Origin of the sequence: Paenilisteria riparia FSL S10-1204 (assembly GCF_000525995.1) — a bacterium.
Classification (GTDB): Bacteria; Bacillota; Bacilli; order Lactobacillales; family Listeriaceae; genus Listeria_A; species Listeria_A riparia.
In genome coordinates, this window is the sequence record NZ_AODL01000003.1 from 19577 (window position 1) to 37600 (window position 18024).

8 protein-coding genes, 1 pseudogene and 2 CRISPR repeat arrays are annotated in these 18024 nt (G+C 38.9%); of the genes and pseudogenes, 6 read left to right on the top strand and 3 right to left on the bottom strand.

The annotated features are described in order from the left end of the window. The first annotated feature begins 116 nt into the window (after window positions 1-116). On the top strand, window positions 117-4715 hold the full coding sequence (gene gltB / locus PRIP_RS01755; protein ID WP_036099117.1) for a glutamate synthase large subunit: 4599 nt from the start codon (window positions 117-119) through the stop codon (window positions 4713-4715). 19 nt (window positions 4716-4734) lie between these two features. After that, window positions 4735-6204 (top strand): glutamate synthase subunit beta, encoded by a 1470-nt coding sequence (locus tag PRIP_RS01760; RefSeq protein ID WP_036099118.1) that lies wholly within the window; start codon window positions 4735-4737, stop codon window positions 6202-6204. A 197-nt stretch (window positions 6205-6401) separates the two neighbouring features. Then, a CRISPR array of direct repeats spans window positions 6402-7023; the repeat unit is 30 nt; unit sequence GTTTTTATCTAAGTATTGTGTAATGTAAAT. 225 nt (window positions 7024-7248) lie between these two features. Here the strand turns inward: PRIP_RS01760 and PRIP_RS16080 are convergent. The 3 genes from PRIP_RS16080 to PRIP_RS17505 all read right to left on the bottom strand — a co-directional run bounded on the left by PRIP_RS16080 (window position 7249) and on the right by PRIP_RS17505 (window position 10080). Continuing rightward, window positions 7249-7830: a TetR/AcrR family transcriptional regulator gene (locus PRIP_RS16080; RefSeq protein ID WP_052008673.1), complete on the bottom strand. Its 582-nt coding sequence runs from the start codon at window positions 7828-7830 to the stop codon at window positions 7249-7251. A gap of 311 nt (window positions 7831-8141) precedes the next feature. Beyond that, entirely contained in the window at window positions 8142-9329 is a 1188-nt protein-coding gene (locus PRIP_RS17500) for an ABC transporter permease (protein ID WP_241434070.1), read from the bottom strand. 49 nt (window positions 9330-9378) lie between these two features. Then, window positions 9379-10080: an ABC transporter ATP-binding protein gene (locus PRIP_RS17505; RefSeq protein ID WP_241434068.1), complete on the bottom strand. Its 702-nt coding sequence runs from the start codon at window positions 10078-10080 to the stop codon at window positions 9379-9381. Between the two features lie 592 nt (window positions 10081-10672). Further along, window positions 10673-12282: direct repeats of the CRISPR family, unit length 30 nt; unit sequence GTTTTTATCTAAGTAATGTGAAATGTAAAT. 283 nt (window positions 12283-12565) lie between these two features. Between PRIP_RS17505 and PRIP_RS01775 the strand changes: the two are divergent. From PRIP_RS01775 to PRIP_RS01795, 4 genes and pseudogenes are all read left to right on the top strand, one after another. Beyond that, window positions 12566-13238: pseudogene (locus PRIP_RS01775) on the top strand (N-acetylmannosamine-6-phosphate 2-epimerase). A gap of 9 nt (window positions 13239-13247) precedes the next feature. Then, complete coding sequence (locus PRIP_RS01785; RefSeq protein ID WP_149023737.1) at window positions 13248-15578, top strand: DUF4127 family protein; 2331 nt, start codon at window positions 13248-13250, stop codon at window positions 15576-15578. Window positions 15579-15580: 2 nt separating this feature from the next. Beyond that, a complete protein-coding gene (locus tag PRIP_RS01790; protein ID WP_052008674.1) occupies window positions 15581-16912 on the top strand; it encodes a PTS sugar transporter subunit IIC in 1332 nt (443 codons plus the stop codon). 170 nt (window positions 16913-17082) lie between these two features. Then, window positions 17083-17907: a MurR/RpiR family transcriptional regulator gene (locus PRIP_RS01795; RefSeq protein WP_241434069.1), complete on the top strand. Its 825-nt coding sequence runs from the start codon at window positions 17083-17085 to the stop codon at window positions 17905-17907. The last annotated feature ends 117 nt before the right edge of the window (window positions 17908-18024 follow it).

Consider the following 18024-nt stretch of genomic DNA (forward strand, 5'->3'; position numbering starts at 1 on the left):
CAAAACGTTATAAGTTAGAAAAAAATGGGTACTAATAAAGAAGTGACCTACATAATTATAACTTAAATTATCTGAAATCTTAAAATACGAGTTTTGCGGTCCGAGGAGGAATTAGGATGAAACAGACACATATGCCTGAAAAACATGGATTGTATGATCCAAAAAATGAACATGACGCTTGTGGTATTGGTTTCGTGGCGAATATTAAAGGGCGTTCTTCGCATAAAATTGTCGAACAAGGAATTCATATGCTTTGTCAGTTGAAGCATCGCGGTGGGGAAGTTGGCGGTGATACAGGAGATGGTGCGGGAATTCTTCTTGAAATTTCAGATGATTTCTTCCGCAATGCTTGTGCCAAAATCGATATTGTATTACCTGAAAAATATCATTATGCGGTGGGAATGTTTAATTTCCCGCAAAACAAAGAACAACGCAAAATTTTGCAGGCAGCGACGGAATGCTTTATTGAACAAGAAGGGCAAACATTCTTGGGATGGCGCAAGTTGCCGACGGATGTGACAAAGGTTGGTCTGGGCGCGCAAAAAACGGAACCAGCTGTGTATCAGCTCTTTGTGGCGAAAGATGAGACGTTGGATGAGGAAGCGTTTGAGCGGAAATTATACCTTATTAGAAAACAAGTGGAACGTTTTGCGGTAGGCGATGCGCGGATTACGGAAACGTTTTATGTGCCGAGTTTGTCGACGCGGACGGTTATTTTTAAAGGGATGTTGACACCGGAGCAGATTAATCAGTATTACTTGGACTTGGCGGACCCTGCATATACGTCGGCTTACGCGCTAGTGCATTCACGTTTTAGTACGAATACGTTTCCGAGCTGGGAACGGGCACATCCGTATCGTTATTTGATTCATAATGGCGAAATCAATACGCAACGCGGGAATTTGAACTGGATGAAAGCGCGGGAAAAACGGGCAGAATCGGCTTTGTTTGGGCAAGACTTGGCGAAGTTACTGCCAGTTGTGGATGAGAGTGGTAGCGACTCGGCGACGCTTGATAATGCGCTGGAGTTTTTAGTGCAGACGGGACGGTCGTTACCACATGCGGCGATGATGCTGATTCCTGAACCTTGGGATAAAAATACAGCGATGACAGACCCAAAACGGGCATTTTATGAGTATCATAGCGCTTTGATGGAGCCTTGGGACGGACCAACATCGATTTCATTTACGAATGGTCGCGTGATTGGGACAATTTTGGATAGAAATGGGCTGCGTCCAGCGCGCTATTACGAGACGAAAGACCATACAATTATTTATTCTTCGGAGACGGGTGTTGTACCTGTGGAATCGGAGGAAGTGATTCGCAAAGTGACGGTTGGAGCTGGAACAATGTTGTTAATCGATTTGGAAAAAGGCGAGATTATTTCGGATGATGTGATTAAATCGGAATTGACGACGGAAAAACCATACCGGGAATGGCTGGATCAAGAGATGACGGAAATTGAGACGTTGACAGATCAGGATCGGTTGGAGTACATTTCGTTAAATAAGAAGGACTGTTTCAAACTGCAACGGGCATTTGGGTACACACAGGATGAATTAAGCAAAATCTTGATTCCGATGGTAACGGAGAAAAAAGACCCGACTGGCGCGATGGGTTACGATGCACCACTAGCTGTTCTTTCTTTCCGACCGCAGTTATTGTTTAACTATTTCAAACAATTATTTGCGCAAGTAACAAATCCGCCAATCGATGGGCTTCGTGAAGAATCGGTTATTTCGACGATGACGTTGCTTGGTAATGAAGGCAATATTTTGAACCCGACAGCTACGAATGCGAATCGAATTCGTTTAGAAACGCCGATTTTATCTCGGAAACAGTATGCTTCGATTGCGTTGCAGAAAAAATTTGCGAAGCCGACTGCGTTTATTAATGCGTTGTTTAGAGCGGAGGACAAGGAAAATTTGGCGGAAGTTTTGGCAGCACTTTTTGCAGAAGCGGATGCGAAAATTGAGGCTGGCGCTGAGCTTTTAGTTATTACGGATGATGGCACGAACGATGCGTTTATCGGGATTCCGGCGCTGTTAATCACGAGTGGATTGCATCATCATTTGGTACGAAAAGGAACACGAACAAAGGTTAGTCTAATCGTGAAAACAGCGGAGGCGCGCGATGTTCATCATTGTGCGATGCTACTTGGTTATGGTGCCGATGCGATTTTCCCATATTTGGCGATTGATGTGTTTGCGAATTTGATTAAAGATGGCCGAATTAAAGGCTTTACGGTAGATGAAGCGGAGTCGCGCTATATTCAGGCAATTACGGACGGGATTTTAAAAGTCATGTCGAAAATGGGTATTTCTACGGTGCAAAGTTATCGCGGGGCGCAGATTTTCGAGGCAATTGGAATTGGGAATGATGTGATTGCGGATTACTTCCCAGGAACGGCATCGCAACTCGGTGGTATTCCATTGGAAGTCATTGCGCAAGAGTCTTGGTTGCGTCACCGTGAGGCATTTCACGATATTGGTTTCCAAGAATTCACGCTAAACACTGGCGGTGAGTATCAATGGCGTTCAAACGGCGAATACCATGTGTTTAATCCGCTTGCGATTCACTCTTTGCAGTCAGCGACGCGCGAGAATAACCGCGAAACGTATGATTTGTATTCCGATTTGATGCAGAACCAAAATAACGCCTTTTTGCGGGGACTGTTAACATTTAATTCCCACGGGCGCAAGCCAATTCCGATTGAGGAAGTAGAGCCCGCAGAAGAAATTTTCAAACGGTTTAAGTCGGGGGCGATGTCTTACGGGTCGATCAGTCAAGAGGCGCACGAGGCGTTGGCGATTGCGATGAACCGGATTGGTGGCAAAAGTAACAGCGGTGAAGGTGGCGAAAATCCAGATCGGTTTGAGCGGGATGCAAACGGAGATTGGCGTCGGAGCGCGATTAAGCAAGTTGCATCAGGACGTTTCGGTGTAACAAGCCATTATTTGGTGAATGCGGACGAGCTACAAATCAAGATGGCACAAGGTGCAAAACCAGGAGAAGGTGGACATTTGCCAGGCGAGAAAGTCTATCCGTGGATTTCAAAAACGCGTGGATCGACGACGGGCGTAGGGCTCATCTCACCACCACCGCATCACGATATTTATTCCATCGAGGATTTATCCCAACTAATTTTCGACTTGAAAAATGCCAATCATGACGCGCGAATCAATGTCAAACTCGTATCAAAAACGGGCATTGGCACGATTGCAGCAGGGGTTGCGAAAGGCTTTGCCGATGTCATTTTAGTAAGCGGATATGAAGGTGGAACGGGAGCTGCGGCGCGAAGCAGTATTCGCCACACGGGCGTTCCGTGGGAAATTGGTCTTGCTGAAACACATCAAACATTGTTGCTTAACGGTTTGCGAAATCAAGTGGTTGTCGAAACGGACGGAAAATTGATGACCGGAAAAGATGTACTTGTTGCAGCAATGCTTGGCGCTGAAGAATACGGTTTTGCAACAGCACCACTCGTAACGCTTGGTTGCGTGATGATGCGCGTTTGCCATATGGATACATGCCCAGTTGGCGTAGCAACGCAAAACCCTGAACTTCGTAAAAAATTCGGTGGTTCCGCCGATTATGTCGTGAATTTTTTCAACTTTATCGTGGCAGAAATGCGCGAAACGATGGCTGAACTTGGATTTCGAAGCTTGGAAGAAATTATTGGCCATAAAGAATACTTGGAAACACATGAACGTAAAGAATCCCATTGGAAAGCGAAACATCTTGATTTTTCTAATATGCTATACACGGATGAATTTTACCAAAAACAAGTCCAGTTCTGTACGAAAGAACAAGATCATAAAATTGACCAAACATTGGATATGCGCGAGTTGAAAGCTGTTGTGGCGCCTGCGATTGAAAGTGGGGAGAAAGTGACCGGACGGTTTGCTATTCGCAATATTGATCGCGCGGTTGGAACGATTACAGGTTCCTATGTTAGCAAGAAATACGGCGCGGCAGGTTTGCCAGAAGACACGATTGACCTTACTTTTGCGGGGGCAGCAGGTCAGAGCTTTGGCGCTTTTGCTCCGAAAGGGATGACGCTACGTGTCGAAGGTGACGCCAACGATTACTTCGGAAAAGGACTATCTGGCGGGAAGCTAATCGTTTCCCCAGACTCCCAAACCCCAATCATAGCGCATGATTCGGCGATTGTCGGAAACGTCACGTTGTACGGTGCAACAGGAGGAGAAGCTTACATTCACGGAAAAGCCGGGGCTCGTTTTGCCGTTCGTAATAGTGGCGCAGATGTTGTTGTCGAAGGCATTGGCGATAACGGTTGTGAATACATGACAGGTGGAACGGTGGTTGTACTAGGCGAAACCGGAGAAAATTTTGCGGCAGGAATGTCTGGCGGTGTGGCGTATATCTACAGCCCAAACAAAACCATATTTGAAGCAAAAGTAAATCAAGAACTCGTGACGTGCCGAAGCTCTATGACATCGCGTGAAGAAGCGAAATTGCACGAGCTGATTGAAAAACACGTGCGCTATACAAACAGTGAGTTCGCCCGCAATATTTTAGCTAATTGGGAAACCGAATGTAGCAACTTCGTCTTCGTGATTCCAAATGAATTTGAACTCATGCTAAATCGTATTGAAAAACTTGAAGGCGAAGGCCAAACACATGACGACGCAGAATTACAAGCGTTTTATGAACATAAGGATGGAAAATTGAACCGTCTTGTTCAACTTTAAAAAAAGGAGCTGACCAACCATGGGAAAAGCTACAGGATTTATGGAATATGATCGTATTCCAAGTCCAGTTCGTGATCCTAAAAAACGGACGCGTGACTGGAATGAATATAGTTTACCGATGCCAGAAGTCGATTTACAAATACAAGCGGCACGTTGTATGGACTGCGGTGTTCCATTTTGCCATACAGGTGAAGAAATTAAAAACGGCGTCTCCGGTTGCCCACTACACAACCTAATTCCCGAATGGAACGACGCTGTGTATCGCGGCGAATGGCGAGAAGCACTAGACCTGCTTTTAAAAACCAACAATTTCCCAGAATTCACAGGTCGTGTCTGTCCGGCACCGTGCGAAGGCTCCTGTACGGTAGCCATTTCAGAACCAGCAGTTGGCATTAAATCTATCGAAAAAGCCATCATCGATCGCGCATTTGAAGAAGGCTGGATTAAACCTCAAGCTCCGCTAAAACGCACAGACAAGCGCATCGCCATCATCGGCTCCGGCCCAGCTGGCTTAGCGTGTGCCGATCAACTAAACAAAGCCGGTCATACCGTTACCGTTTTTGAAAAAAGTGACCGTATCGGTGGTCTACTCATGTATGGTATCCCAACCATGAAGCTGGAAAAAGACTCCGTCAATCGTCGCGTGAACCTAATGGCCGAAGAAGGCGTTGAATTCGTTACCAATATCGAAGCCGGCAAAGATATCACGATGGAGCAACTACAAGCGGAATACGATTCTGTCGTGTTAGCAACAGGCGCAGGCAATGCCCGTGATGTCCAACTACCAGGTCGCGATGCCAAAGGAATTTATTTTGCGATGGACTATTTAACCCAAAGCATCAAAGATATTCTCGACAATAACGGTGTCCAAACCATGTCGGCAGAAGGCAAAAATGTCATCGTTATCGGCGGTGGCGACACGGGAGCTGATTGTGTCGCAACAGCCTTACGTCAAGGCGCCAAAAGCATCTACCAATTCGGACATCGCGATAAACTCCCAGATGCCCGTACCATTAAAAACCCATGGCCACAATTTCCAAAAGTATTCCAGATGGACTACGCGCACAACGAAGCCAGAGCAGTTTACGGCGATGATCCCCGTCAATACTTAGTCAGCACAACCGAATTCATTAAAAATAGCCGCGGTGAACTAACTGGCCTGCGCACAATTGATGTAGACGACATCGACGCTGAGCGCAATATCAAACCCGTACCGAATTCCGAGAAAATTTGGGAAGCAGACATCGTTCTTATTGCGGTGGGATTTGCAGGAACAACCAAGTCAGTATTCGAAGATTTCCAAGTAGCAAAAACAAACCGCCATACAATCGATGCTAGAAAAGGTTTTTACCGTACCAACGTAGAAGGCGTCTTCGCATGTGGCGACGCAAGATACGGCCAAAGCCTCGTTGTAACAGCGATTAACGAAGGAAGAGAAGCCGCCCGCGAAGTAGACTTCTATTTGATGGGCGAAACATTTTTACCATGATAAAAAATCTGTCGACCTCCAGTAGCGTAAAAACTAGGGGGCATCGACAGATTTTGTTTTTGTTTAGGGGGAGAAGGGATTAGGATAGTTTTCGAGATTCTGAAAAAAATAAACAGATGCAAAAAAGATAAATTTCTAGGAGGTCGACAGATTTGGGATGTTGAGGTATGATGGGAGTAAGAGTTAAGAGGGTACCTGTTTTTATCTAAGTATTGTGTAATGTAAATCTGCCCGCCTACTTTATGTTGCACACGCTCTTCTTTGTTTTTATCTAAGTATTGTGTAATGTAAATAACTTTTTGTAACAATAGCGTTACTGTTAATCATGTTTTTATCTAAGTATTGTGTAATGTAAATTGGAGTTCTGCTGAATACACAACGCCATTTAAATTCGTTTTTATCTAAGTATTGTGTAATGTAAATGAGGGAGACGCAGGTTAGGTTAGGTAAGGATAGGTTGTTTTTATCTAAGTATTGTGTAATGTAAATCGTTCTACATTACAGCAAGCGACAAATACGTCGAGCTGTTTTTATCTAAGTATTGTGTAATGTAAATTTTATAAAATTTGCATAAATAATTCTTGGTCTAAGTTTTTATCTAAGTATTGTGTAATGTAAATCCTTCACTTATTACTTTTCCGTTTTCTATCGTGTAAGGTTTTTATCTAAGTATTGTGTAATGTAAATACAATCTTGCCATCTACTGAAAATCGATAGTACGTAGTTTTTATCTAAGTATTGTGTAATGTAAATCGGACAGATAGCCAGTATATTACGGAGGATATGGAAGTTTTTATCTAAGCATCGTGAAATGTAAATTGATAGCCCGCTGGATTTTTTGTTTCTTTCACGCTAGTTTTTATATAAACAATTCGAAATCTAGTAGCGTATCGGCAATTTCACACAACCCACCACCCAGATTCACCATTCTACAAAAATAAAAAAATCTGTCATCCCATCAAAATAAAAAGAGGGACATCGACAGATTTTTTTATGCAATAATACATTACCCGTATCTCTCCAAACAACCGTCTAAAAAAGGGATTACAACAATGGAGCTAAAAATATAGTCGCCAGCCCGTCCACAATATCATCTTCTGTATAGCCACTGACTGTCAGTTGACGAATTAATAGCGGATTCAGTACAGCTGCAATGGTCGTGCTCCAAAAAAATGTATCCACATCTGTATCCACTTGCTCAAAAATGGGCTGGATGAGTTCTTGTACAATGACAATAGGTGGTGGGGGGCTATTAGGCACTTGATTATTGTTAACCAGATTTCCATCTATATGAGTAAGCATCACCTCTAACCAACTACTATGAGAAGAGATAAGAGAAACCAAGGCTCGAATTATAAAAACGCCTTTATCGTAACTTGTAGCTTCTTTATTATCATTCATATAAGTCATAATTTTTTGGTGAAGTCGTAAAAAATCTGATTCTAGCATTGCAAAACAAAGCTCACCTTTATTTGAAAACCTTCTATAAAGCGTTCCTTGACCAATATTTAGTTCCTTAGCAATCGCATGCATACTAACATTTTCAATACCATGTTCTTCAAATAATTGCTTGGCTGTATTCACAATGGCTTGTGTCATTTCTTGCTTTTTCTCTATTCTAGACAAATATATCGTCTCCTTATCGCTATATAATCCTAAAAATGGGGCAAAGTGCAATAAATCTCTGGGCAAGTCTTCATTTACGTCTATCTTATCTTTGACCTACCAATTTTAAAATAGGTATCTAGGTATTAAGAGCTCATCTTCATTAGTGTAATACATTTGGTTTCATTTGAACAGCATAAAAGAAATCAAGGAACAAACAAGTTTCTTGCCGAATAAAATGAGCCAAGCAAAAGTAAAAAAGAAAAACTTCTTCATGGTGCTGACTTTGAATAGGTTTTCTCTTTACTTTCATGATATAAAATTATATTTTGTTATTCGTAACGCAAGGATTCCATTGGGTCTAAATTAGCAGCTTTACTTGCTGGTAAGACAGCAGCCAAAATACTTATAATAAAGCTGATAGCAATACCGATAAGCATGAATAGGAAACTCACATTGATAACTCTTGCATCAAACATACCTTCCATAATGTTATTTCCAAAGAAGCCAATAAGCGCTGCGATAATAACCCCAATAACTCCGCTAGCAATACCAATAATAGCAGCTTCTACAAAGAAAATTCGTTTTATATCTTTTCGTCTTGCTCCAATTGCGCGTAAAATACCGATTTCTTTCGTTCTTTCTACGACACTTATATAGAGAACAACGACAATCATAATTGCAGAAACCAATAAGGAAATCCCAGCAATCCCTGCCAGTACAAATGTTGCGATGCTTAGATAGGTATTGACTTGATCCAAAATATTGCTGACACCAGTACCTGTAAAGCCTTTCTTCTCGAGCTCTTTTTCTACAGTGGGCACTTGGTCCACATCATCAACCGTTACATTTAATTGGGTGGGAGCAAGTGTCAAATCTTGTGTTGCGTACATATCTTCTAACGCTTTATATGTGACAAAAGCAGAATCTTGACTTAAAGAAGATTTTATAATGCCTGAAACCGTTAATTTACGCTCTAAAATGATGGGTACCTCAGATGAATCAACAGTTCTAACATAGAAATTGACTTCTTTACCTATCGCTTGCTTCGAATTTTTCATAAGTTTATCTGCTATCGTATCAGATATTAGAATCTCCCCATCTTTAGGGAAGCTACCAGCGACTAAGTCATCTTTATTCACACCACGATTTAATGTTTCCAAACTAATAATATCTGCAGACTCATTTTGATAATTAACAGAACTGCTAACATTTATTGAGGCCACCTTTTCAACATTGTCCACATGATTTAGATTCTCTGCTGTACGGATGTCTTTATTTGTTAATGGCTTGACTTCCTGCAAAGGGTTTGGAACAGCAGATGCTGATGTTTCTGCAGTTTTTGTCACTTGTATTAAATCAGGACTTAATTGCGCATTGATTTGATTGTTAATGTAGTTTGTTACGCCGCTCCCTAGGCCAAGCATGAGAATAACACTAAATATACCAATAGCCCCGCCTAAAGAAACAAGAATATTACGTTTTAAATTTAATCTTACATTTCTAAAAGCTATTTTCATGGCAGCCAATAGAGGAAGGCTTTTTGTTTTTGCATGATGTTCTTCTGGTTCAGACGGGTAGGCTTCTTTTTTTTATGTCTTCCTGAACAATTTTACCATCTTCCATTGTAATAACACGTGTACTATAATCTGCTACACTTTGCGAATGCGTTACAGCAATGACAAGTTTTCCTTGTTTCGCAATATCATCTAGTATATGCATGATTTGCGTACTATTTTTCTTGTCTAAAGCACCTGTGGGTTCATCCGCTAATATAATATCCGGGTCGTTAGATAAGGCTCGTGCTATGGCAACACGCTGTTTTTGACCACCAGATAGCTGGCTGGGACGTTTATGCAAATGTTCGCTAAGACCTAAATCAGTTAAAATTTGTTTTGCTTTTGCTATTCGTTCCAGACGCGGTACATCCGTCATTTGCATAGTCAATGTTACGTTATCCAAGACCGAAAGATGGCTAATCAAGTTAAAATTTTGAAAAATAAAGCCGATTTTCAGTTTTCGATAATCATCAAGCTGTTTCTCTTTCTTTTGTCTTAATGTACCGCCATCAATCATTACATCACCAGTGTAATCTTGATCCATGCCGCCAATAATATTCATTAATGTGGACTTTCCACTTCCTGATTCACCTAAAATAGAAACAAATTCACCGCGTTCAAAACCTACTGTGATGTCATGCAAAACAGGTACACGCTCTTTATTTCCTAGTGAATATGATTTAGCAATATGATGCAATTGAAGATATGACATAATTTCCTCCTCCTTAAAAGGACAGTTGTCCCTTTTGTGTAAATAAATATATCAAAAAAACGGACAATTGTCAACTTTTTGATGAACAAGGCAAAAATGATCGGTTTCTTAAGGTTAAATCGTAAACTAAATCCATGACAACTATTCCAAAATGCATCCAATAATATTAAAAATAGGAAGCATTTTAGCATGGGAAGCCTGATTTGAAGTGCTAGATAAAGAACGCCTCATTCAGAAAACAACATTCGGCGCAAATCTACAAGTCATAGCGAATTTCTCGAACAAGAATTTTGAATACGAAAAGAAAAAAAACCTACAAATAGCGCGATGATTGTGCAAGACGAGAAGAACAAGATAATTTCTACAGAAAACCTTAATTCATAATAACGCGAAAAAAAAATCTGTCGACCTCTAGTAGCGTAAAATAATGGGGGGCATCGACAGATTTTTGTTATGCATTGGTACTAAAGAGTTTAAGCCTATTTTCGAAGATCTGATTGTAAGGTTAGAGAGCGGAAATTTAGGATTTGGCTGCCGGTCGACAGATTTGGGTGTTTGAGGTATGATGGGAGTAGGCGTTGATGGGGTACCTGTTTTTATCTAAGTAATGTGAAATGTAAATAACGATCGACTAATGACAAGTTAAAGTTATCCATGTTTTTATCTAAGTAATGTGAAATGTAAATCATACAGTGATATGACCTATAACCCCTGCCATCCGACTGTTTTTATCTAAGTAATGTGAAATGTAAATACGAAGGTCATGTTTGACATTGTCTAGTTTGTGTTGTGTTTTTATCTAAGTAATGTGAAATGTAAATCGAATCGTACATGTGTAGCTTACCTAGAGTATCTTCGTTTTTATCTAAGTAATGTGAAATGTAAATAAAATAAAATCTGGAAAACAAAATTCACCCGCTCCGTTTTTATCTAAGTAATGTGAAATGTAAATATAATCGTAACGCATTTGTTGTACTTCTTCTTTTGTGTTTTTATCTAAGTAATGTGAAATGTAAATACGGTCTATACGTCCAATCTGCCATTGACGCAAAGTTTTTATCTAAGTAATGTGAAATGTAAATAGTTTTATTGACGACTATATAAAAAATAGTCCGCGTTTTTATCTAAGTAATGTGAAATGTAAATGAAAATGCCATGAATGATATTGAAGGTATTTACGGTCGTGTTTTTATCTAAGTAATGTGAAATGTAAATATTTTTATGCCAATCTTGATTTTTGCAGCTGGTATCGTTTTTATCTAAGTAATGTGAAATGTAAATAAAGATGTGTACGAAAAGTACCTTCAATGGTTTGAGTTTTTATCTAAGTAATGTGAAATGTAAATGTGCAACGATTACACCTTTTGCTCCTAACTGGATTTGTTTTTATCTAAGTAATGTGAAATGTAAATTCCATACGCCACCTTCACTTATTACTTTTCCATCTTCATTTTTATCTAAGTAATGTGAAATGTAAATAGCTTGCTATTTGTTGTTATGTGTGTTAGCATGTGTATTTTTATCTAAGTAATGTGAAATGTAAATAAAATTTTAAGGTATCATATGGTTTATTGGGGACAGATTTTTATCTAAGTAATGTGAAATGTAAATACAAAATATTGCAGGGAGGAGGGAGTGATAGTGCATTTTTATCTAAGTAATGTGAAATGTAAATGTGCTCTACGAACTACATCCCCGAACTTGAATTCGTTTTTATCTAAGTAATGTGAAATGTAAATATGCTAAGGAAAAATATAGTTTGCCTCCAGTTTTAGGTTTTTATCTAAGTAATGTGAAATGTAAATCCTTTTTCAGTCGCGGCTTTTCTTCCCGCCGCAATGGGTTTTTATCTAAGTAATGTGAAATGTAAATGCCCACGATTCATTGTTTCCGATTCAGAAAGTCATTGGTTTTTATCTAAGTAATGTGAAATGTAAATACCTCCCTACCCGCTGGGTACAAGGTAGTTGATAATGTTTTTATCTAAGTAATGTGAAATGTAAATCCAGTGATACCAACGCTTATCATCCCGCCACCGCTGTTTTTATCTAAGTAATGTGAAATGTAAATATTCCGATCGTCACGAATAATCGTAATTCATTCAAGTTTTTATCTAAGTAATGTGAAATGTAAATCAGCGTGTCGTGGACTATGTATTGCTACTTTTGAACGGTTTTTATCTAAGCAATGTGAAAAGTAAATAAGAACGACAACAATGACAATGTTTTTATCCAACCCCAATGTAAATATGAGACTCCCTCATAAACATAACATCCCCCAACCAAATAAACTATAAGCAACCACTAAACTCCCCAAAGTCTATAAGTGTTTTTTGTCATGTTCAAAAAACTATAAACTTGCTTACTGTAAATGAAACAAATAGGAAGTATAGAATATATTTCATACATTTAGAAAATATTTTGGTGAAAAACCATTTACAAAAATAAAATAATAGTGTAAAATTCTTTCTGAAAGGAGCGTTACGATGAATATTAATACATTAAAAGGACAATTGATAGTATCTTGCCAAGCTTTAGAAGGTGAACCTTTGCACAGTTCCATGATTATGGCGCGAATGGCGCTTGCTGCTAAAGAAGGTGGTGCTAAAGGAATTCGAGCAAATTCTCCGGAAGACATTCAAGCAATCAAAGAACTAGTGGATTTACCTATCATTGGCATTTGGAAACGCGATTATGAAGGTTCGAATGTGTATATTACTGCTACAAAGTACGAAGTGAAAGCGCTTCTTGAAACAGATGCCGAAATTATTGCACTGGATGCCACAAAACAAAAAAAGACCAAATGATGAAAAGCTAAGTGATTTATTAGCTCTAATTCATCAGCACAATCGCTTAGCAATGGCTGATATTTCTACTTTGGAAGAAGCAATAGAAGCAGACAGATTAGGTTTTGATCTTATTTCAACAACGCTTGCTGGGTACACGCCATATTCCAAAGTGACAACAGAACCAGATTTTGAATTACTAGAAAATATTGTGAAAAATGTCTCCGCGCCTGTAATAATGGAAGGGCATACAAGCAAGCCAGAACATGTAACAGAAGCACTAAAAAAAGGAGCATTTGCAACTGTCGTGGGTTCCATTATTACGCGCCCAAAATTAATAACAGAACGATATGTAAATGCAACGAAATGGTAGGTTATAACAATGAATGATGTTTTATTAGTTTGTGATTTAGACGGCACATTGCTTGATATTAACGGTCAAATCGATCAAGTGAGTTTTAACAAAATCAAGAAATTTTGCGAAGATGGCGGGCATTTTGTTATTTGTACAGGCAGAATGGATACGGATATTCAATACGTAGAACAAAAGCTAGGATTTGCAGGAGAATACCGTATTAGTCAAAATGGTGCGGTAATTAAAGATAAGGACAATCAGTCTATATTACTTGAAACAATCCCATCTGAATACATTCCAGCACTAAACGATGCAATTTTTTCTGAAGGTTTACGAACGGAAGTATCTGATGAAAATAATCGCCATTTTCCAAGTCCAAGAAAACCAGAAGAAGTAGCAGAATTCGTGGATTCCTCTAAAATTATAGAAGACTTACCTGCCTCTATTTTAGCAGGGGAGATTGAACCAACCATTTATTTAACGTTCGGTAATGAACAATCATTTCTGCCAATAAAATTAGCTATAGCAAACAGTTTGGGAGAAAACAAAGTAACGGTTATTCAAACAAGCCCGACATCTTTAGAAGTATTGTCCAATAAAGTTTCTAAAGGAAAAGCCGTGGAATTAATTCGAAAAAAATTAGGAATTGTATCTGACAGCCTATATGTAGTAGGTGATGCTGAAAGTGATGTATCAATGTTTACACTAACCGAACATGCATATGCTGTTCAAGAAGCAGAAGAAGCTATTTGCGAACAAGCGAATTATTATCGAAAAACGGTAGGCGATGTTGTGGCAGATATTTATAAACAAAAAAAAGGAGGAGAACAGATGAATATTTTGTATGTTCCACTAGATGAACGGCCATGTAATGCTATTTATCCCGAACAAGCGGCATCCGTAAACCAAGCTATTCATGTACTTTGTGTGCCCCAAGAATTATTGGGAAACAAAAAGAAGCCAGCCAATGTTCAAGCAATTCGACGTTTTGTTAAAGAGAACATGGAGCAATGTTCTTATGCTGTTATCTCCGCAGAAATGCTACTTTATGGAGGTTTGTTGCCATCCCGTCTGCACCATTTTACAGAGGCAGATTTAGCCGACTATGAAGCATTTTTACGCGAATTGAAGAACGATTTTCCGGATAAGAAAATTTTCCTTTCTAACTTAATAATGCGTACTCCTAAATATAATAGTGCAGATGAAGAGCCTGATTACTATGAAAAATATGGGGCAGCCATTTTCCGCTATGGTTGGTTGAAAGACAAGGCAAATAGAGAAACTTTAGATGAACAGGAAGAGCACGAATGGCGCCAATTAGAAGAAATATTACCGCAAGATATTATCTGTGATTATGAAACACGAAGAGCATTTAATGTACAGGTGAACCTTTTGCATGTCTCACTAGTCTCTGAAAATATCCTTTCTTTTGTCAGCATTCCGCAAGATGATTCCGCTCCGTATGGCTATACAGCAATGGACCAAAGCAAGGTTTATAGTGAGATTGCTACTAAGAGGTTGAAGGATAAAATCATGGTATATCCTGGTGCAGATGAAGTAGGTTTTACTTTACTAGCACGTGCATATAACGATTACTTGCAGAAAACACCACGTCTATTTGTAAGATATAGTTCTACTTTAGGAGCCCAGCTCGTTCCTTTATACGAAGATCGTCCAATAAATGAGAGTTTGAAGGCTCATGTCTTAGCAGCTGGTTTTCAGTTGGTAGAAGATGTGAAAGATGCTGATTTTGTGCTTGCATATAATACGCCAGGCAAAAGAATGCAAGAATCGTGGGATCAGTTAACAATAAAAGATGTCACATATGATAGCTACCGGCACTTATTAAGTTTTGTTTTGCAAATTCAAGCAGATTTGTCTGCTGGTAAAAAGATTGGTATTTGTGATGCTGCATTTGCAAATGGTGGCGAAATCGAACTCATCGAACTATTAGATGAAAAAGCTATTTTAGAAGAAATTTTAAGTTATAAAGCTTGGAATACGAACTGTAACTCGTTAGGAAGCAGTCTTGGGGCCTTAGCATTTTGCCAAGAGACGTTTAGTACAATGAAGGTGAAAGAAAATCTGTTGGCGAACATTTATGAAGACCTGTTTTACCAAGCGATTATTCGCAAACAAATAACAGATCATATTTTACCAGAAAAAGGACTGAATTATTTTTATTTAGGAGAAAAGTCAGCTGAAATCAGTGAGACGGTTATAGCATCTATTCAAGAGTATCAGTGTTCTATGTTGAAAAATAGCTTTATGAAAGAAAATTTTACGATTGACAAGGTAACTTTTCCTTGGAATCGAATGTTTGAAATTGCATGTACAGTTAAAAATAAGGAGAGTTAAAAATGAGTAAATCGAATGCTTTTATTGATAAATTATTGATTTTTGCAAATAAATTTTCAAGTCAGCGTCATATCGCAGCTATTCGTGATGGTTTCGTAACCCTCATTCCGATAACAATTATTGCTTCTTTTTGGGTATTAGTGAATAATCTTATTTTAAGCCCTACGAATGGTTTACTAAAGAACTTTGATGCTGCCATTAAATGGGCGGATTTAGGAAATCAAATTTATAACGGAACGCTTGGTATTATGGCGCTTATGATTGCTGTAACCATAGGCTACAAATTAGCAGTCAGCTATGGCGACGAGGGATTAATCGGTGCTGTGATGGGCTTAGTTTCATATATGATCGTTTTACCTGCCCAAAATATAATAGCCGATGTAAATGGCAAAACATTCACCGTAGCAGCAACATTGACACAAACGCAAACTAGCGCAACAGGTATGTTTTTAGCGATTATTGCAACATTATTATCCGTAACTTGGTTAAATAAATTTTCTAAAATAGAACGATTGAAAATAAGAATGCCAGATAGTGTACCAGAATCTATTGCTAAGTCATTTAATGTGTTAATTCCGATTTTCTTTGTAACACTTATCCTCGGATTGATTGAAGTGCTTATTGTCTGGATATTTAACACGAATATTCCTGCCCTTATCCTCACATTTTTCCAAGCGCCATTGGTTGCTTCTTTCCAATCGATTGGAGGGCTTTTACTCTATGTGTGCTTTAGTAATTTGCTTTGGGCGTTTGGGCTACATGGTACGTTTATTTTAGGCTCCATCGGGGAACCTATTATGTTAACAGCGATTCAAGAAAATATGGAGGCATTAAAAAAGGGAATCGAACTACCGAATATTGTAACAAAGCCTTTCCTAGATTCATTTGGTTGGATGGGTGGAGGCGGTATGATTATCTGTCTAGTAATAGCGATTATGATTGCATCAAGAAGAGAAGATTACCGCTCCATTACAAAAGTCGGGATCGTTCCATCACTATTTAATGTTAGTGAACCATTAATGTTTGGTTTACCAGTCGTATTTAATCCTCTTTTAGGTGTTCCTTTAATTGTTGTTCCAGCAGTAACGGTAACGATTGCCTACTATGCCACTGCACTAGGATGGATTGCGAAAACTTCTGTCCTTATCCCATGGACAACGCCACCAGTAATTTCAGGATATTTAGCAACCAATGGTGATTGGCGTGCAGCAGTTTTACAAATCATTTTAATCGCAATTGGAGTGTTGATTTACCTTCCATTTGTGAAAGCATCCAATAAAGCAGTTATAAAAGAAACTACAAAACTAAGCAGAAAAGAAAATATTAAAAAATGACTAAAACATCGCTGCTCATCAAGAATGAACACGTGCCTATTAGTCGCTAAATATAAAAAGGCTATGCTTGATAATACAAGTGTAGCCTTTTTGCTGATGAGCTTGAATTAGATAATTCCAGAACCATTTAGTATAATAGAAGAAAGACATATCATAATTGAGGTGAGAGCATGATGGATTTATTAGCAACCATTAGCAGTTATTTTCCATCGCTAAGCAAATCTGAGCAGAAAGTTGCGCAGTTAATTTTGAGCAATCCGGACGAAGTAGAGAACCTATCAATAAACGACCTTGCATCGATGGCTAGTGTTGGAGAAAGTACAGTTGTACGTTTTTCTCGAAAAATTGGCTTAACAGGATTTCAAGATTTAAAGATTGCTCTCGTAAAGTACCAAACTTCCCAGAAGCAAGATCTGACAGATGAGAGCAACGAAGCCAAAGACATTGTTTATCGACAATTGGTAGATGGCTTACAAGATACAAAAGGTTTTATCGAACAAGACAAATTAGAAAAAGTTGCCAAGATGATTCATAAAGCAGAGCATATTTACATACTCTCCGTCGGAACATCAGCATTTATTGCCATGCAATTATGTAATAGACTGAAACGGTTAGGCAAGTTTGTTGAATTTGTTCCAGATGGACATCTTCAAAGCATCTATGCCACAATGATTAAAAAAACAGATCTTGTTATAGCCATTAGTAAATCAGGAAACACAAAAGAAGTCATTCAAAGTATCGAACTTGCGTCTCAAAGTGGTGCCCCAGTAGTCACACTGTCTAACTTTATCAATTCTAAAATTAGTCAAATGGGAGATGTTTCGTTAGTAGCATCATCAAAAGAGTTCTTATCAGATGCGGGATCTTTTTCTGCCGAAGTTAGTCAACTTTACTTATTGGATACATTGATTAAAGCGCTGGTAGATATTAATCCTGAACAGTATCATAAGGTGAGGAACTTAACGAATAGAGCACTAGTTAAGCGAATTGAGTAAGGGTTAGGAAGAAGTAGCATATACTGGAGACTTTCATGGTGTGTGTGACGTAATCAGTAAATCTTATATTTTTTAATAGCAGTATAATATGTATGGAAAATGCTTGATTTTCAGCAC